Raw genomic sequence first — 18,821 nt, 5'->3', positions numbered from 1 at the left:
TTAAGCTATACATCATTTAACAGCCTTTAAATTCGGCAGCTCATCCAGTGTAATTACATAATCGCTTTGATAAAGCGTCTTTAGAGTTGCTGGATAATTAAAGGCAGAACTCATGAGATGCTCGCCATACCAAGGGCAGAAATAGAGCCATCCTGCCTTTTCCTCTGTCAGATTCTTAACACTTGGGACCGTATCGTTCTCCGTCATAGCCACCATTTTCTTACCGCCTGTTAAATTCACAAGCTGATAGAAAGTCGAAGTTATGGCATCCTCGTTCGGTACGCCGGACAAGCCGTCATGGCGGTTGTAGATCGTATTGTATTTATCATAGCCGACAATATCCACCTGATGGTCACCAGGATACCATGCAGGAGAAGTGCTGTACACATAGCTGTTATAGGTCCAGATCAGGTTGTGCAAGCCGTATGTTTCCGTAAGTTCGGTATAGAGCAAATCCCACAGCTGTTTGTAGACATCTGCGCCTGCCGAAGCCCACCAGAACCACGCACCTTCCCCTTTCAATCCACCGTTACCCTCTGCCTCATGATAAGGACGGAAAATCACCGGAACATTGTTGTCTTGCAGAATTTGCAGCTGTTCCGCCAAATCCTCAATGGTCAACATCACGTATTGATATTCCTTAGTTCCGGGAATTACCGCATTAGCTGTATTAAAATTGGTTTCCGTTGGCTTATAGGTGGCATCCTTCCAATCCACAAATTGTCCGAGCTGATAGGCATTGAAATTTCGGGGCACATTGATATGCCATGAAGCTGTCGCAATCCCGCCGCGGTTATTCACCCAATCAATGACCCGATCGGTTGTGCCGTCCTCCCAACCGTACAACGGATTATAGTTCATAAAATCGAAACCACGGATTGCCGGATATTTTCCAGTTAAATTGTAGATCCAATCGAATTCCAACTCAGAATTGCCGTTATTCCCGCCTCCATAAATCTCCTGCTGGCCGGAAATAATATGGTCGCCGTAAACCTCTGTTAAATAATTCATCAATGCTTGCGTTTCGGGCGTAGCATGAGAATCGGAGAGAACAGGCTGCACATCCAAAGGATCGAGATTAGCATAATCCACAGTGAAAGTGTCAAAATAAGCGAATCCCCAACCTGCCTTCACTTGGATGGTGTTACTTCCTTGATTCAGCTTATGAAATCCGAAATCGAAATTCGACCACGTGGTCGTGTAGGGCAGCATATAAGAACCTTTGGTAACGCCGTTAACAGTTAAGTATTGTAGTCTGCCGTCAGAACTCAATTCCTGCATATACCTAGTAGAAATTGCATACATACCGGTTTCTGGGACCGTCACTGTGAAGGTTAATGTGCCTGAATTCTGCATCCAGACAAATCCTTTCCCGGAGTATCCGGGCTTGGGCTGCCCATAAATTTCAGTCGCGACATGAAGATCGGGGGTGAGCTGAGCATCTTCGCTTTCCATCGTGAAAAGTGCGCTGCCTGCATGAACAGGTGCTGTCATGAATCCAAGCAGCAAAGGAACTACCAGCGTAATTGCCAGCATACTTGAGCCTGCCTTTTTAAGCCAACCTTTCATTCCCATCTTCCTTTCCATGTTAAATTTGATAAATAACTGGTTGATCTATCAATTCATGGATGCGCTTTCACGGTTAACATAGCACACGAACCAAATTATGTAAATATATCAATTTTGAAAGCCCCGCTCTCCAACTGATAAACATTTGTCCTAGCAATACCATAAAAATACGCCCCTTAGAGATCATAGGAATCACCAGAGGTTTTCCAATGTCTACTCTAAAAGGCGCACTTCATAATAAGGTTTGTACTTTTTGTATGTCTGTTTAATCCACTATTTTAATCAAAGCTGCCCAGTCCATCGAACGTGTCGCCCGGAAGCGGCTGGCCCCATTGGGAACTATCAAATGCCTCCGAACCTTTTATGGTACTCACATTTCGGCGTAAAGTCTGGCCAGGTGTGTAAGTAGCTTGATCTACCACATGATCAATATCATTGTTGATATAAAGAGAAAGCGCCACCGGGCTTGTGGAGTCAATGAAGCTGTCAAAGCTCGTTGGAGAATACGAATCCGTATCCGTCATCTGACCCGATATTTCATAAAGGACAAGTGTGCCATGTGCAGGAATTGGATCATTGACATAAATATCATAATCCTCAATACGTACAATCACGTTATAGATCGGTTCATCCGTTGGGTTGTAGAGCTCGACGGCCATTGAATAATTAGAACCCCAAACCATTTCCGAGATGAACGGAGATGGTTGTCCGACCGATGGCGGTAGCGTTGGATCCGCTGCAGTAAATGTCACGGTGAAATCCGTATCCACGGTACCGCCATTGCCGTCATCTGCTGTCACGGTGATGGTCACCTGGCCAGCTTTCAGCGGCGTCACGGTCAACTGGCTGTCCGTAATAGATACCTCTGCTGTGGCTACATCGCTAGATACCGCTGTGTATGTCAGCGAGTCATTGTCTTCATCACTGAAGACATTACTCAGGTTTATATGCTGAGGCCCATCCGTCACATCTGCCGACACGTCATTGATCGGATTGGCTACGCTTGGACTATGGTTAATTGGCTGCTGGGAAGCCGTAAATGTCACGGTGAAATCCGTAGCCATGGTGCCGCCATTGCCGTCATCTGCTGTCACGGTGATGGTCACCTGGCCAGCTTTCAGCGGCGTCACGGTCAACTGGCTGTCCGTAATAGATACCTCTGCTGTGGCTACATCGCTAGATATCGCTGTGTATGTCAGCGAATCGTTGTCTTCATCACTGAAGACATTACTCAGGTTTATATGCTGAGGCCCATCCGTCACATCTGCCGACACGTCATTGATCGGATTGGCTACGCTTGGACTATGGTTAATAGGCTGCTGGGGTGGCAGCTGGGGAGCAGTAAACGTTGCGGTGAAATCTGTATCCATTGTGCCACCGTTGCCGTCATCTGCTGTCACGGTGATGGTCGTTGTTCCCGCATTTACAGGTGTAATTTTCAAATTCTCCCCATCAACGCTTACCGTCGCAATACCTTCATTCGAAGAATTAGCCTTAAAATTCAGCGTATCATTATCTGCATCTGCAAATACGTTCTTCAGGCTCACTGTCTGGATGCCATCCGTAACTTCGGCGGTGACTGAATCCATGTTGTTTTGCACAGTCGGTGCATGATTCTTTTGCACAGGTGGCGTTACCGGACTTGGAGACGAAGGCGAAGACGGATATGAAGATGAAGCTGAAGACGAAGTCGAATTTGAAGTTGAACTTGGTTTCGGTCGGTCGTCAATGCCTCCTTGCACTCGCTGAATTTGTCCATCCAGCTGCTGCCAATTTGCGAATACCTGCGACCACTTCAAGTCCGTAGGCAGTTGTACCTTGGCAATCTCTACATGACTGTCAAGATTCAATTTCGCCCCTGGATTTGTCACCTTCAAAGTATCGACTAGAGCATTGCCCTTCAGTTGAATTTCTTGTCCCCCGTCCACCACGAGCGTATTAACCTTGGCATCTACGTTTACATTAGATACACCTTGTCCCAAAGTTAACTGGCTTAACGAGGCGCCCTTTACGGTCACACCATTTGCTGAAATTTTCAGAGTTCCCTCTAACACAGTGTCTTTTGCATCAAAAACAACAGCACTCTTCACAATTTCCAGTTCCGACAAATCGTTAATATTTCGGTTGGCTGATTTATAACGTAGAATGGCCCCCTCAAGTGCGTCTGCATTCGATTGACCGAGCAGCTCCTTTAGTTTTCCGTCCACTAAATACGGCTTACCATCAACTTCGATGATATCACCGTCCACCTTGGAGATCGTCGAGGTTTGTTCTCCAGAATGGAAAATATCCAGCAGGAATGATGCTATATCTTCACGCTTAACGGAATCTAACGGATTCAATTTGTCATCCGGCGTATCAATCAACTGAAGACGCAGCGCCGTATCTACAGCATCTGACGCCCATCCGGATACCTTACTTCTGTCCTGTACCTGAACTTCGCTGCCCCCTTGCGCTCCAACGCCATTCACGGCTCGGACGAAAATAGCTGCTAGTTCTTCTCTAGATACAGGTTTTCCTGGCCTGAACCCGCCCGTTCCGTTGCCCGTCATAATGCCTGCCTTGCTTACCGCCTCAATCGCGGAAGCGCTCCAGCTTGAAGCAGACACATCTTTGAAAGAAGAGCGTTGTTGGCTTGAAACTGGAAGCTTCATCACGCGTGTGAGCAATACAGCTAGCTCTTGGCGGGTTAGTATCTCTGATGGCCTAAATTGCCCAGTTGAATCCCCGGTTACAAACCCCAGCCCAGCGGCTTCCTGAATTGCATCCTGCTTGGATTTTGGAGTTTTGCTCAGATCGGTGAATTTCGAAGAAGCTGCTGCTGAGGACGCAGCGGTATTATCCCCAGCGGCATGAACAAGACCCGGTATAGAACCAGCCAGTAATGTTCCAGCCAGCAAAGATGTATGTAATCGCTGCATGGATTTTCGTTTATTTTTGAGACGTTTTTGTCTACTCATAAGGTGCCTTCTTTCATTTGTGATAAATATTATATCGGCATAATCCCTTATTGAATTAGACAATTTTCGACATATTTCTTCAGTTTTTTTACGATCTTTTCTGATTATGATATTCTTTTTCCCATAGAGAGAAATCCTACATGATGAGTTCTTTTGCAGATACTCGAATCGGGAAGCTGATCCCCCGTACGAATATACGATTGCTTGGATCGGAAAATGAGCTTGGCATATTTGTAGGCATCGAGAATTGGATCTACGACCATGCAATAACGCTATAGATTAGGAATCCAAGATCATGAACGAATTGCTGCGATTCTAATAATCGGTTACGTGGAGATCGAATACTCATCGAAAGAAGCCACACCTTCTACTCTACGTCATAAGTGAATGTTAACATGACCTATACGGAGTCTCGAAGAGAAGTTGGAAGAGCCAGCCTATCCTTTCATAAAAACAACAGGCGGGCCCTTCGATTGGTAAACTCCTTACTCCTCTTCACTCTCGCAAGTTACTTCTGTAAACAAATTCAACGGAAAAAGAGTAGGCACCCTCCGCCCGGGAGTCTGGACAAACTCGATGAAGCCCCGGCCCACGCGAATTAATACGCCCTGCAGCTCTCCAATATCTTCTGCAGTGGCCGTCACTTCAACAGGCAGCGTCCGTCTAACCCGTTCGTTCAAAACAATAAAGAAAGAGGTTTGAATCACGACTACTGTTGTTCCGACTGTGAACGAGGACTTGGTCACGTTGGAGAGCTTACCTGTCGTTCTGGTCAACTTCGGAAATCCCGGTTGAAACACCGTAACCGTCCGCCCCACAAGCGGCTGCAGTCGCTGAACCAAGGTGATATTCTGCGGGGCTGGACAGCCATGAATATTGCTCTTACCCAATAACATCTCCCCCTCTAAAGTACTAGGTTCACTCTATTAATGTATGTTGTCTATAAGATTATGCTTGGGTGAACCTATGTCCTCAACAAAATAAGAAGCCGCAATTTTGCGGCCTCTTCGTAAAAGTCATAATTAATCTAAATTACAATATTTCTATATACCCTTCTGTTCCATGTACACGAATCCTTTGCCCGTCTTTGATCAGATTAGTCGCATTCTCCACTCCAACCACGGCTGGTAAGCCATATTCTCGAGCAATAACCGCTCCGTGGGTCATCAATCCACCCACTTCAGTGACTAGGCCTTTTATGGATACAAACAAGGGGGTCCAGCTAGGGTCAGTAAAGGAGGTAACTAATATATCTCCATCTTCTAGATTAGCATCTTCCATATTTAAGATGACACGTGCGCGTCCCTCGATCACTCCAGAGGAAACAGGCAGACCTACGAGAGCTTCGGCTGGGAGATTTTCTCGTTGGTACTTCCCCATAATGATTTCTCCATCCGACGTGATCACACGGGGTGGAGTTAGTTTATCGTATAATTTGTACTCTTCTTTTCGCTTGCTGATAATCTTATCATCCAGTTTATTTGAGCGCACGGCTTCGTGAAATTCTTCGAAAGTGAGATAGAAGATGTCTTCATGGTCTTGAATAAGCCCACTTTGTACGAGACGTTTAGCTTCTTTCAGCAAAGCCTGCTTATAAATGAAATAGCGTTGAACCATGCCGTATTTGGGATATTCCCGATAGCCTATATAATTTCGGATTAGGTCAATCATTCTTTTGGTTTCTTGCGCTTTCTGTTCACCCTCCGGTAATAACCTTAAGCGGTCCAGTAACTCTTGTTCTTTGTTCATAGCTTCCTGCCGCCCTTGCTCAAATTTCCGCTGGCTGGCATTTGGTTCAAAGTTTTTGATATTACTAAGGATTATAGGGAGGAGAGTCGATGGTTTTTCGCTCCATCGCGTTCTGGTAATATCGATTTCTCCGGTACACCGCATTCCGTATTTGCTGAGATAATCATAGATCGCGGTTTGGATCTCCTGCCCGCCCTCAAATTTAACCAGTTCATCAAGAAAGTCATCATTTTGTACATGATGTAAATAATTAATAACTTCCGGATAGGGACGAATCACATCTGCGACATCGAGTAACGCCAAGCCCATTTCCGAAGTAATATTGTTTGTTACAGATTGAGAAAGCGTGTCAGCTGCGTTTTTTTCACCTAACCACTTGTTCATATTTTCATTGATCCAGGCTGAAGCGTTCATGGCTGTCATAAATACACCAAAGCTTTGTGGATCAGTTATACTTATCTTTAATTGCTGGATATCTTCCAGAATAAAATCAAACAGATCCGGCCCTGATTTCGTTTGGATTTTTTGTTTCAACTCTTCTATCGATGTTTGACTACGCTTTATCAAATCAGATACGATGGTCGGATCATACTCAATTAATGTTTGATAACTCGCAGGCGGCAACCCTTTTTTGCTTTTATCGAAGCTCATTTCTTTTTCATCATTTGGTAACTTTTTAATAAAATCGCCTCGATCTAGTACGGTCAGGAGTGCGTCTTTTATAAGCGGATCGGATTGGCCCAACTTTAATATAGATTCTCTACTGGCAGGTGAAGCCAGCATAGGTGCAACATCAACAAACAATCTCCCACCGGCTATACGCATGTTTGCAGGAGTCGTTAACAGCCAAAATGACAATCCCAATGGTTTTATTGGGTCTGTCATCATTTGTTGATGGCCGACAGATACATAAACGTGATTCTCTTGATCATTCGCTTCAGGGATCGGGTATAAAGTGGTGATTGGCCGGCTTTGAACAATATAAAACGCATCATGGGCCAAACACCATTCAATATCTTGCGGCTGGCCGAAATAAGCTTCGATCTGTCTTCCGATGCGTGCCAGTTGTAATATTTGCCCATCCGTAAGGGTTTGTGTTTTTTGCTGCTCGGGTTCGATCTTCCGGGTCTCGGTTCCCCCTTCTGTTCGGCCATAGATCGCCCACGGTTTGGTCGCGATTCGCTTATCAACGATTTTCTCTTCCTCTACTTTATAACCATCCGCAGATACCAAGCCAGAGACTAAGGCCTCTCCAAGTCCAAAGCTGGCATCGATGGAGTGTCGCTTTCGGCTTCCAGTCATTGGATCAGCGGTAAATAAAATCCCCGACGCCTCTGGGAACACCATTTTTTGAACAATAACGGATAAATACACCTGACTGTGGTCAAATCCGTTTTGCATACGGTAGATTACTGCGCGGTCCGTAAATAGGGAAGCCCAACATTTGCTGATATGCTGTAAAATTGCTTCTAAGCCGATAATATTTAAATAGGTCTCTTGTTGACCCGCAAAAGAGGCATATGGCAAATCTTCAGCAGTCGCACTAGAACGCACGGCATAAGCATGTTCCTCGCCAAACTGGGAGAGGTAGTGAGTCACTGCCTTCACAACATCACTAGGAAGCTCAGCTTCCATAATGATTTGCCTGATCTCGCTGGTGATTTCACCGATTTGATCTCGGTCCTCTGCTTTAAGCATGGATAGTTGATTGAGCAATGCATGATATGTTTCGTTTGGTTCGACGGCCTTTTTGTACCCTGTTGTTGTAACACAAAAACCATCAGGGACTTGAATTCCTTCCATTTTTGACAGTCGCCCTAAATTTAATCCTTTCCCACCGACAAGCGTAAGTTGTGATTTTTCAATTTCTTGAAGACCAAGAACCATTGAACTCACTTCAGCATCTCCCCTAACCCTTAAATTGAGAAAAACACATTTGACAAAGAATTACCGGCATGTTACAATAAAATTGTAGGATAAACTATTTGTGTCTACATTTAATTTACTCAAATGTGATCTGATTATATCATTGTGTCTGTTTATACGCAATATCAAAGAACCTGAGAATGATCTCAGGTTCTTTTCTTGCTTTTCCACCGTTCTTGATGGCTTTAAAAGCCTACGAAATGTAATTAGTATGAACTATCATTTCAAATCAAATGTAAATCCCTCAAGCTCTTCTTCAACTTCACACATCAATTCCAACAACTGATCTGCGTATTCGCCTAACGATTCCTTGCTTGCCTCAAAGTTCAGCCATTCAATGGTTAGCGGCATCGCCACGTAGCCTGTTAGGCAATCCCATAATGCATCCAAATTCCGCCCATAGCTTGGGTCTAATCCAAGCTTGGATTGAAGCACCTCATGCAGCTCCTCTTTTCCATGAATATTCTTTCCGTCTATAGTTATAATTCTCATAGCTCCTCCGTCTATTATTTTAGCCGCTCAAACGAACGGTAATGATCTGTTGTTTTGTAGATTAAGCCATCATTGGAGTATAAAATACGGTCACTCCCTCTCGTCCCCCCTGAATAATTAATGTCTGCTTCATACCAGATTCGCCCTTTCTTCTTGGGCAACAATCCTTCCCGATTTTTATACACATCCCCGCCAATGCTTTTACCTGGAGCTATCTTTTGCAGGTTTCCTTTGCTTGGTTCCCAGCCAAGCTCCCTAGCCTCTTTCTTAGTAATATAATTTGCCGGAAGCTCATGATGTTCAGTGATATATTTGGCAACTTCATCAAATTGTGTAAGACCTGAGTCCGATCGAGCTGAGTTAACACCAGATATAGATTGAAGTGAGCAACCCGCGAGCATGAACGTAACTAGAATAATTAATAAGCTGGAAATCCATTTTTTAAAAAACACTGTGTTTAATCTCCTTTGTTCGTCTTCTGATGTAATCATCCTGGCATTGCCTAGATAACCTTATCACAATTCCCACTATTGCCAAGCGCCGCAAATTTCCCTTTATTGGACGTGAGTCTCGTCCTTCAGATACACGCGGATCACAATATCCTGGTCGTGATTGCCGAATCCGGACCCATACAGCGTTAAACCGCCAACATGGGCCGCCTCTTCCTCTACCGCGAAACGAAGGGTCCAGAATGGATCCGTGAGCTTGATATCAGCCAGAGTCACCTCTGACATCCGCTCTCCATCCATATAGCATCCTGACGCGTCTATGCGAATCGTCTTAAGCAGACCGTATTGATTCACGTTTCGATGCCACCACGCTGGCGTATACTTGCCACGAGCTGCCCTGCCAAAATCAGCCGGACTTGTCCATGTGCCAAGTACAATGCTGTTAAATGTAAATGTAATATCCGAGGGCCAGTGATCTCCCAAGCCTGGTGCTTCTGAGGCTATTTCCATTGAAATCTCAACCGCATCAGCCGTTTGATCAGGAAGTAAATCATTAGAGATTTTATACTCCACGTAACCTTTACCGAACCACAGAATGGAAGCTTGAACTCGCTCGGGATCAAGGAAATAGCGTGGATCATCCCAAACCCCTATCTCCTTCTCCAGTGTACCGAGGCCGCAGGTGGGATGAATTTCGTAAGCCGAGTAGTGACCAATGGAAATCGTCTGTTCTATTACCCTCATGCTGCTGTTGACAGATGGAAGCTCGATCTCGATTTCTGTTTGTTTGAGGAAACACATTTTGTGTGTTCCGCCATTTCGGCGTATCCTTCGGCTCCCGATCAGTTCAGCTTGTTCGAGTTTGCGTATATGCATGGTGATAATGGAGGGGCTAAGCGCAAGCTTAGCGGCTATTTCCTTCACACTCATTTCTTTAACGCTGATTAAGCCCATGATCTTCCACCTAACCTCGCTTGCCAACGCTTCGTATAAGGCCATGTATTGGGGTTCCCCGTTTGCTTTAAGCATGTGCATAATCTCCATCCAACGATTGAATTCACATTTATATTAATTTAATAGTTATTGTTGGAACATTCAACCTAGTTGCATTGAAATCACTTTAGGCTTGGTGTTTAATTTCATTAGCTGTTCATGACAGACAATTCCTATAATAAGAAAATATACTATTGAGGTGAGTGAATTGAAATATAATAATCCGGTCATTAAAGGCTTCTATCCTGACCCGAGTGTTTGTAAAGTAGACGATACCTACTATCTCATTTGCAGCTCGTTTCAGTATTTCCCCAGCGTTCCCATCTTCGAGAGCAAGGACTTGATTAACTGGCAGCAAATCGGCCATTGCTTAACGAGAGCTAGCCAGGTTCAACTCGATAAGGTAAACAGTTCAGGCGGAGTATTTGCCCCTACTCTTCGCCACCACAATGGACGATTCTACATGACAACTACAAATGACACGACCCGGCAAAATTTCTATGTTTGGACAGATGATATTTATGGTGAATGGTCTGAACCGATCTACGTAGATCAGGGCAAATTGATCCAGACTTATATTTTGAAAATGACAAGACGTATTTCATGAGCAATGGCTTGGACGATTTTGGAGTAGCGCGTATTGTTCAGTGTGAAATAGAGATTGAAACCGGCAAGAAGCTGACGCCGAGCCGCACGATCTGGCAAGGTTCAGGGGGCCGTTATCTGGAAAGTCCTCATATGTATAAAATAAACGGTCACTATTATTTGCTAGCTGCTGAGGGTGGAACCGAATATGGCCATATGGAAACTTACGCAAGGGGGACGTTAGTATCCGGGCCCTTCGAAGCGTTTCCTTTTAACCCAGTCCTCACGAATCGGAATTTAGGTGGCTATGAACTACAGGGCGTTGGGCATGGGGATCTAGTTCAGGATCATCAGGGGAATTGGTGGCTATTTCACTTAGGATTCCGACAGATCGGGCAGTGGCTGACTTATCATCACCTTGGGCGTGAAGTCTTTCTAACTCCTGTAACGTTTGATGAGGATGGCTGGTTTAAGGCTGGCCTTAACGGAACTACCCTATTAACTTTTGAAACTGATCGAATTCCAGAGGCCACTGTTCAAGTGGAGAAAAAGTCCTTTACCTTTGAGAATACGGAATGGGACAAAGAATGGATCTATCTCCGGCATCCTCATGCACACAATTACCAATTTGAACCCAACAAGCTCACTCTTAAAGGAACTGAAGTTTCGCTGAATCAACCCGAATCTCCGACCTTCATCGGCATCCGTCAAAAGGACTTCAACGCGTTAATTTCGTGTGATGTAAGTCTAACCCGTGGAGAAGCCGGCATAACGCTATACATGGACGAGCATCATCATTATGATTTAGCCTTATGCAAAGATGAGAACGGATACAAGGTCATCGAACGCCTAAATATTGGAGATATCAAGACGATTCAGCATGCAATTGACCTGGGAGATCACGGCCAAGCTACACTAAGAATACAGTCAAATTCTGAACAATATAACTTCTACCTTCACACGAATGGTAAAGATATACACTTAGGCTCGGCACAGACAAAATATCTTTCTTCCGAGGTTGCTGGCGGGTTTACAGGTGTCGTGATTGGTTTGTATGCGTATGGTCAAGGCTCTATAGCCGAATTCGCAAAATTTAAGTGCGATTATTCTGTAGAGCCGAGGAGAAAGAAATAGCGGCAGCCTTGGACAAAAAGATCATCCGAGGGCTGTCGCTGTTTGATTGAATGCTCTATCCCGAGCGAAGATTGAGGCCTTTCACTATTAACCAAATCGGCAATACAATTTCGAATATGGCACCTGGGATATAGAGAACAGACCCTATATCCAGGCCTGCAATCGAGAGACAGCTGCTCGCCAGCAATCCCGTGTACCCGATCAAGCCAATAATGGACAGCCATCGTGGAACTAACTTCGAATCATAGAGGATATAACAAAACAGCAAACTGCCTACACTCAGCACGAACATAGCTATTTCAAATAGCATGAAATGAACCTGCACGGCTAAATGACCAAGTGTTTGCATGTAAGAGTCGCCAGACGTTCCTATGTGAATGGATTGCTTGCTTAACATGATAAGGACAAGTGGTCCGATTAAACTTAGGATGAGCAGCACAGATTCCATGATCCGGGAGGCGAAGTACCCCATCGCAAACGCTTCATTATATCTCTTCAAAATAGGCTGCAGAAGCATGGCAATCCCCGCAACTGCTACGGCGTTGATCAACTCCAAGAACACCCCTGCTAACATGCTTGTTCGGTTGGGATCCGTATGGGTAAGTATATCCGTCCGATGTAGAATAGGATCCATCATTCCGCTTCCAATTAGGAATGCGGTCGTGGACAGTAAAAATAACACCCCTACCACTCTTGCCGTCTTTTTCATTTATGATCTCCTCTTCGCTAATTTTATTAGCAGTATAGCTCGAAGAGGACCTGATCCTGTAGACACTTTAGTGTGGTTTAGAGGTGTCAGTTAATAAGTTCAACTCGCGGGCTCGGGCAATGGCTTCCGTACGTCTCTGCACTTGAAGCTTTTCGAATATTCTCCGATTATGACCTTTCACTGTATCTAATGCCAAGAAGAGTCTCTCACCGATTTCACGGTTAGAAAGCCCCTTGGCTATGAGCTCCAACACCTCGAATTCGCGCTCGCTGAGCGGTTCGATCTGCTTGCGTTCGAGGCGCCTATTTAGACGCTCCAGCCCCCTTTGAGCTTCTTGAATAGAAGGGTGCGGTAGATCGCCTGCTAGCCGCAGGGCTTCTCGATAATGCTCTGCTGCAAGATCGGGGCGATCTTCTTCCTCTCGTATTTGACCGATTCCGATTGTGGCTAATACAGCCATTAGTCGATGACCTATCTTTTGGCTATTCAATATGACTTCATTATAGGCTGCACAAGCCTCGGCGTAATCTCCCCGCCTTTGACAAGCGGCGCCCAGCATCCAAGCGGAAGCCGTCCGAACAGGAAGGTTATCCGGTCGCAGGTATGCGAGTGCACGTCGTGACTCATCAATAACAACATCTATTCCGTGTGTTCCACTGGTCTGAGCATCGCTTGCGGGAACTATCAACCCGACAAGTTCATCGGTCTTATCTTCAAGCCCCGTGGCTTGCATAGCTGCTTCGGCTTCGTAAAGTTTTCGCTTAGCCTCATCATCATGATCAGACAAAATTAAAGATGCCAATGTAGCACGAGTCGCCGCAATCCAACCAATCAGTTCCTTGACGGTGGCGTCCTGATCCAAGCCTTCCAAGGCCGTCTCTGCCGCTTGCAGCTTGTGTTCAACCTCTGTCGGCTTACCCGATATCAATAGAGCCGAACCATAGATCACCCATAACGCAGGTCTGGCATCAAGTTCAGATGAAGGCAGAGACTTCAGCCAGTTGAGCGAAATTCCTGCCGCTCCACGTAAATGCAGCGGCATTCCGTCACCTTGAAGCAGACGTGAGCTGCGATCCATGTCCCGAGATTCCACGGCATGACGAAACGCCTCAACCTCGAAGCCATGATCCTCATACCACACACTTGCTCGTTTATGCATTTCCTTAATACTGCTCCAATCTAGATTTTCATGCAGCCGTCTGCGCAGGAGATCCGCGAATAAATGGTGATAACGATACCACTTCCGTTCCTTATCCAGGGGAATGACGAACAAGTTCCTCAGATCCAGCTCGATTAACATTTTCTTTCCGTTAACCTCAGGATTGAGCAAGAGATCATCACATAGCGATCCGCACAGTCGATCGAGCATGGATGTTCGGATTAAAAAGTCCTGTATAGTTACGGATTGCCTTTGCAGAACTTCCTCTACCAAATAATCGAGCACAAAATGGTAGTTCCCCGTAAAAGCCTGAAGCAGCTGACCGGCGTCATGCTCTCCATGTATAGAGATCGCAGCCAAGTGCAGACCCGCAACCCAGCCTTCGGTGCGTAATTGGAATTTAGTTATGCTATCCATGGACAAATTAAGATCCATGACATGGTTAAAAAAAGCTTCGGCTTCAGAAAGAGTGAATCTCATGTCAGCAGCGTGCAGCTCGGTTAATTGGTCCCTAACACGCAAGCGTGATAAGGAGAAACCGGGATCTTCTCGGGTCGTTATGGTTAAGTGCATTTGCTTTGGAAGATGTTCAATCAGGAAGGATAAAGCTTCATCGACCTCCTTCGAACTCGCCAAATGGTAGTCATCAAGGACGAGGATTAAAGGACTCGACATGGCCGCGAGTTCATTAATAAGATTCGTTAGAAGCGGCAGAATAGCTTCAACCGCTAGCGGATGGGGGGACCTAAGCACAGCTAGTACACCTTCTCCTATTTTCCCCACTACAGTCTGAAGAGAAGAAATCATATAAGTTAAAAAACGGGTAAGTTCATTGTCCCCTTCTTCGAGCGAAAGCCATGCAGCTGGCTGGCCGCAGTCAGCTAGCCACTCACAAACTAAAGTCGTTTTGCCATAGCCCGCCGGGGCAGAGATCAGGGTCAATTTCCGGTGCAAACCCTTGCTTAATCTCTCGGTTAAGCGCTGGCGTAGAACCGTTTTTGGCCGAGGCGTAGGGATATGAAATTTGGTGGCGATCATGGGCGTTGTCATGCATCTATTTTACCAGCACCTTTGGTCCAGCATCAATGGGATATCCTCTTGAGAGCGCGCGTTAGGCTATGATCCAATAACCTTCACGGCAATGGTCATTTCATCTATTAGAAAATAAAAAAAGCGACAGCTTCGGATCGGAAGTTCCGAGGGCTGTCGCTTATGCCTGTCCTCTTTTTAATTTGGGCATTGTAAGTTGAAAACTGTGCTGTACCATTTCGAAAACATCATCATCCTGCATACCGCCATCTAGAATAACTGTGTTCCAATGCAGTTTGTTCATATGGTAACCAGGCAGAACCTCTTTAAATATACTGCGAAGGAAATCGGCTCTGTTAGGTTCACACTTGAGGTTAATGCACAGATGCCCATTATAGTTGTAGATCATGGCAAAGATTTTCTTATTGCTCCTATGACGGACTACCGTCCACTTCTCGTCAAAAGGATAGTCTTCATAAGCATCGGTGTAAGTAAGACAATAATCAATGATTTGCTGTTTATCCATTGACTCTTCCTCCGGCAACTTTAGTTTGTACAAATTTATACCTTATTTTCTCACCAAAGCAGATAATTCCCCTTCAAAGACCTTCTCTTCCTTCTCATTGAAAGTTGTCAACATAACAGTGACTAGGCCAGGCCCACTCCGATTCTCCCTTAATTCTGTCACCTTCACAAGAGTGTACAATGTATCTCCAGGGTAAACTGGTTTGGTAAATTTGATATTGTTCATAGCCGTACCGCAGATGACATCATCACCATAACTCCCAGTTTCAATCCATAGCTTGAAGGAGATGGCTAAGGTTTGAATGCCAGAGGCGATAATGCCATTGAATCTGCCCTGCATAGCTTTTTCCTCGTCTAAGTGCATATATTGCGGGTCAAATTCCGAAGCAAATTTGTAGATACTTTCTTTGGATAAGGTTAACGATTCGGTTCTAAATTCCTGACCGATATAAAATTCATGAAACCTCATATGCTCACTCCTTCTTCAATGGGTTAATTCCCATAAGCAGCACCTGCTTCGGCAAAAAAGTCCTAATCCCCATCATTACTTTGGTATTCTAAAAGATCCCCAGGTTGGCAATCCAATGCCTTACAAATCGCCTCTAAAGTCGAAAATCGAACCGCTTTGGCCTTTCCATTCTTCAATATAGAAAGGTTAGACATAGTGATTCCCACTCTCTCCGAAAGCTCGGTGACGCTCATCTTCCTTTTAGCCAACATCACATCAATATTAATTATTATCGCCATGTTACCCACCTCAGACCGTTAGATCATTTTCAGATTTTATATCTATGGCATTTTCTAATAGCTTTTGAAGGACAGCGGCAAAGACTGCAATCACTAGGGAGGCAAAGATAATGACACATCCAAAGGCTACCATACCCGGAGCGTCGTCTTTCTGCGCCATAAGATATAAGAACGGAGCGATGGCGACATACAAGATACTAATTGCAATTGCACAGTATTTGATATTCTTTAAAGCTCTTACAGATAAATCCGAGAAAGCCTTGTTCTTGTCGATATAGCTTAATAGTTTTAAAGCTTGAAACAGTGCAATAAAAAACGGAATAACTGCTGCGTACATACCTATGATCACAGAAGATCGCCAGGAAAGCGGATAATGATCTGCTAATTTATTAGCGATCAAAGGCAGTACAAAGATACATAAAGCGAGAATCACAATTCCAATAAGGACAACGGTTACCCTGAGGAAGAGGGTAGTTATTCGTTCCATGTCATGCACCTCAATTAGTAGTTTGGCATTGATTGTAGCATTTGTTTTATTGTTTTACAATAAATAATTATCAAATAAGAATGAATATGTAACAAGAAAAAGATGACATTCAAATATTAGAATGTCATCCCTTTATTTATGGTCTATAGGTTATTATGCGTTCAAAATACCCATGCGCGGTTTTACCTTAAAGGCCTTCGCCAAATCAGCCAGCTCCTGATCGGTAATTCTTTGCTTGATCTCATGCCCGGCAATAAGCATGTAGATTTGCGCAGCTTTCTCAACCGTTTCGATTAAGCCGAAGGCTTCATCAATCGTGCTGCCTGTGCCAAAAATGCCGTGATGAGGCCAGATAACAGCGTGGTGTTCCTTCATTTTGGCAGCTGTGGCTCTGCCGATCTCGTTCGATCCTGGAACCATCCAAGGAATAATGCCGATGCCGTCAGGGAATACCACAATGCACTCGGTGCACATTTCCCAAAGCGTTTTGGTGAATTTATTTTCGTCCAGATCATGTATAAAGGTCATCGCAATGGTGTTAGAGGCGTGATTATGAATCACCACCCGGTGGTCAGGGTCTACCTTCAACCGTTCGATATGGCTCATAAAGTGGGAGGCCAGCTCACTAGTTGGCACAGCATTGTTCGCCAGGCCCCACAGCAGCTCCAGCTGCTCACCATCATTTGATACACGGAGTACACCAAGGTTAGCGGCAGGAGCGGATATGACATTTTTAAAGTATTTGCCCGACCCTGTCACAATAAAGTATTTTCCCGCGAGCTCGTGAGCCGGAAAAGTCGGCTTTATCGTACGAATGACTTGTTTTGGATCAAGGTATTTAGCTACTTCCTGTTCATCCAGGATATAGCTCACATTCCCGCCGTTCCGCTCATCCCAGCCGTTTCTCCACATATGCTGGGTTATCTCAGCCATCTCACGGACAAATGGAATTTCTAGTCCTGTAGCTTGGTTTTGGGTATTCATGTAGGAAGAATTCATCACATATCTCTCTCCTCTATCCTCTTTAATAGGATTTTAGCGCTTTAGCAAAACGTCACGTTCGTAGCTCTTCACTTCATCCAGCCAAGCTTCCCGGACAGGAACGCCGGATTTTGCACAGTAGTAATCCCATACCGCGCCAAACGGATACGATTTAAATTCCTCCACCAGTGCTAGTCGTGTTGTGTAATCCATTTCGGTTTCAGCTGCTCTTAACAGATCTACCGGCTCCAGCATGGCCCGAAGCAGCGCCTTAATGGTATTGCGTGTACCGATTACCCAAGCGGCAATATGGTTGATGCTGCCGTCGAAGAAGTCCAGTCCAATATGCGTACGCGGCAGGAATCCGCCTCTTACCAGTTCTCTTGCAATCTCCAGCAGCTCATCATCCATCGTTACGACATGGTCACTGTCCCAGCGGACGGGTCTGCTAACGTGCAGCAGCAGCTGATCCGTAAACATTAGAATGGAAGAGATTTTATTGGAAATGACTTCAGTCGGGTGGAAATGACCTGCATCCAGACAGATCGCTTTATTGCGGCTCATGGCATAGCCCATATAAAATTCATGAGATCCCACAACGTAACTTTCCGATCCAATGCCGAACAGCTTGCTCTCCACGGCGTCAATGTTGTAGTCGCTGCTTATTTCCTCCTTGAAAATCTCATCCAGTGAATCCCGCAATTTCTCGCGTGGCGCCAGCCGGTCAACCGGTGTGTCCTTGTAACCGTCAGGCATCCAATGATTGGTCACGCAAGGCTGGCCCAGCTCCTTCCCGAAATGCTCAGCGATTTTACGCGAAGCTTTGCAGTGTTCGATCCAGAACTTACGGATGTCCGGGTCCGGGTGACTTAGGGTAAAGCCGTCTTCCGCCTTCGGATGGGAGAACAGCGTTGGGTTGAAGTCAAGGCCGAGGTCTTGCTCTTTTGCCCAATCTACCCAGCGCTGAAAATGCCGGGGCTCAAGTCTATCCAGGTCTACCTCTTCTTCCGTATCCGCGTATATCGCGTGAAGGTTCACTTTATGCTTGCCGGGAATCATAGAAAGAGCCTTCTCCAAATCTTGACGCAGCTCTTCTGGCGTACCGGCACGGCCGGGATAACTGCCGGTTACTGCAATCCCTCCGCTGAGACTTTTATCCTTAAAGAGAAACCCTCTGACGTCATCGCCCTGCCAGCAGTGAAGCGAAATTTTGATGTTCTCTAGCTGCTCGAGTGCAGCATCTGTATCGATTCCATGGTGGGCATATAAACGTTTGGCTTCCTGATAACTGGACTCAATAGCTTGGTTCATAGCGCTAGCTCCTTTA

At 45.3% G+C, this 18,821-nt stretch carries 16 protein-coding genes and 2 pseudogenes; 3 read left to right on the top strand and 15 right to left on the bottom strand.

Annotation, left to right across the window (positions count from 1 at the left end; all coding sequences use genetic code 11):
• Positions 1–24: 24 nt before the first annotated feature.
• Both DCC85_RS11060 and DCC85_RS11055 read right to left on the bottom strand, forming a co-directional pair.
• Positions 25–1,569, bottom strand: a pseudogene (locus DCC85_RS11060) (glycosyl hydrolase); the annotation flags it as partial.
• Between the two features lie 278 nt (positions 1,570–1,847).
• Positions 1,848–4,529, bottom strand: coding sequence for an S-layer homology domain-containing protein (locus DCC85_RS11055; RefSeq protein ID WP_108465638.1), 2,682 nt, complete (start codon positions 4,527–4,529; stop codon positions 1,848–1,850).
• Between the two features lie 140 nt (positions 4,530–4,669).
• Between DCC85_RS11055 and DCC85_RS22945 the strand changes: the two genes are divergently transcribed.
• A complete protein-coding gene (locus DCC85_RS22945; RefSeq protein WP_159081845.1) occupies positions 4,670–4,807 on the top strand; it encodes a hypothetical protein in 138 nt (45 codons plus the stop codon).
• A 207-nt stretch (positions 4,808–5,014) separates the two neighbouring features.
• Here the strand turns inward: DCC85_RS22945 and DCC85_RS11050 are convergent, their stop codons facing one another.
• The 5 genes from DCC85_RS11050 to DCC85_RS11030 all read right to left on the bottom strand — a co-directional run bounded on the left by DCC85_RS11050 (position 5,015) and on the right by DCC85_RS11030 (position 10,174).
• A complete protein-coding gene (locus DCC85_RS11050; RefSeq protein WP_234414430.1) occupies positions 5,015–5,419 on the bottom strand; it encodes a hypothetical protein in 405 nt (134 codons plus the stop codon).
• Positions 5,420–5,561: 142 nt separating this feature from the next.
• Positions 5,562–8,174 (bottom strand): phosphoenolpyruvate synthase, encoded by a 2,613-nt coding sequence (gene ppsA, locus DCC85_RS11045; RefSeq protein ID WP_108465636.1) that lies wholly within the window; start codon positions 8,172–8,174, stop codon positions 5,562–5,564.
• Between the two features lie 249 nt (positions 8,175–8,423).
• Positions 8,424–8,696 (bottom strand): barstar family protein, encoded by a 273-nt coding sequence (locus DCC85_RS11040; protein WP_108465635.1) that lies wholly within the window; start codon positions 8,694–8,696, stop codon positions 8,424–8,426.
• 14 nt (positions 8,697–8,710) lie between these two features.
• Positions 8,711–9,097, bottom strand: coding sequence for a ribonuclease domain-containing protein (locus DCC85_RS11035; protein ID WP_442789541.1), 387 nt, complete (start codon positions 9,095–9,097; stop codon positions 8,711–8,713).
• Positions 9,098–9,250: 153 nt separating this feature from the next.
• Positions 9,251–10,174 carry an ArsR/SmtB family transcription factor gene (locus tag DCC85_RS11030; RefSeq protein WP_108465633.1) on the bottom strand — a complete coding sequence of 308 codons (924 nt, stop codon included), beginning with the start codon at positions 10,172–10,174 and terminating at the stop codon, positions 9,251–9,253.
• A 163-nt stretch (positions 10,175–10,337) separates the two neighbouring features.
• Between DCC85_RS11030 and DCC85_RS23395 the strand changes: the two are divergent.
• Together DCC85_RS23395 and DCC85_RS23390 are read left to right on the top strand one after the other, a co-directional pair.
• A pseudogene (locus DCC85_RS23395) lies at positions 10,338–11,134 on the top strand (glycoside hydrolase family 43 protein); the annotation flags it as partial.
• Between the two features lie 129 nt (positions 11,135–11,263).
• Positions 11,264–11,857, top strand: a complete 594-nt coding sequence (locus tag DCC85_RS23390) for a beta-xylosidase family glycoside hydrolase (RefSeq protein WP_234414466.1) — start codon at positions 11,264–11,266, stop codon at positions 11,855–11,857.
• A gap of 55 nt (positions 11,858–11,912) precedes the next feature.
• Here DCC85_RS23390 and DCC85_RS11020 read toward each other — a convergent pair whose 3' ends face one another.
• The 8 genes from DCC85_RS11020 to rhaA all read right to left on the bottom strand — a co-directional run bounded on the left by DCC85_RS11020 (position 11,913) and on the right by rhaA (position 18,805).
• Positions 11,913–12,566 (bottom strand): DUF4386 domain-containing protein, encoded by a 654-nt coding sequence (locus DCC85_RS11020; protein ID WP_108465632.1) that lies wholly within the window; start codon positions 12,564–12,566, stop codon positions 11,913–11,915.
• A gap of 67 nt (positions 12,567–12,633) precedes the next feature.
• Entirely contained in the window at positions 12,634–14,763 is a 2,130-nt protein-coding gene (locus DCC85_RS11015) for a helix-turn-helix transcriptional regulator (RefSeq protein WP_234414429.1), read from the bottom strand.
• 172 nt (positions 14,764–14,935) lie between these two features.
• Positions 14,936–15,280, bottom strand: a complete 345-nt coding sequence (locus tag DCC85_RS11010; protein ID WP_108465630.1) for an MmcQ/YjbR family DNA-binding protein — start codon at positions 15,278–15,280, stop codon at positions 14,936–14,938.
• Positions 15,281–15,322: 42 nt separating this feature from the next.
• Positions 15,323–15,748 (bottom strand): MaoC family dehydratase, encoded by a 426-nt coding sequence (locus DCC85_RS11005; RefSeq protein WP_108465629.1) that lies wholly within the window; start codon positions 15,746–15,748, stop codon positions 15,323–15,325.
• Between the two features lie 62 nt (positions 15,749–15,810).
• Positions 15,811–16,026, bottom strand: a complete 216-nt coding sequence (locus tag DCC85_RS11000) for a helix-turn-helix domain-containing protein (RefSeq protein WP_108465628.1) — start codon at positions 16,024–16,026, stop codon at positions 15,811–15,813.
• A gap of 10 nt (positions 16,027–16,036) precedes the next feature.
• On the bottom strand, positions 16,037–16,513 hold the full coding sequence (locus DCC85_RS10995) for a DUF2975 domain-containing protein (protein WP_108465627.1): 477 nt from the start codon (positions 16,511–16,513) through the stop codon (positions 16,037–16,039).
• Between the two features lie 153 nt (positions 16,514–16,666).
• Positions 16,667–17,512: a rhamnulose-1-phosphate aldolase gene (gene rhaD, locus DCC85_RS10990; RefSeq protein WP_108465626.1), complete on the bottom strand. Its 846-nt coding sequence runs from the start codon at positions 17,510–17,512 to the stop codon at positions 16,667–16,669.
• Positions 17,513–17,548: 36 nt separating this feature from the next.
• Positions 17,549–18,805 carry an L-rhamnose isomerase gene (rhaA, locus tag DCC85_RS10985; RefSeq protein ID WP_108465625.1) on the bottom strand — a complete coding sequence of 419 codons (1,257 nt, stop codon included), beginning with the start codon at positions 18,803–18,805 and terminating at the stop codon, positions 17,549–17,551.
• Positions 18,806–18,821 lie beyond the last annotated feature (16 nt).

Origin of the sequence: Paenibacillus sp. CAA11 (assembly GCF_003060825.1) — a bacterium.
GTDB lineage: Bacteria > Bacillota > Bacilli > Paenibacillales > Paenibacillaceae > Fontibacillus.
Note: the sequence above shows the minus strand (reverse complement) of the source record. Positions and strands in the feature narration are given on the sequence as shown.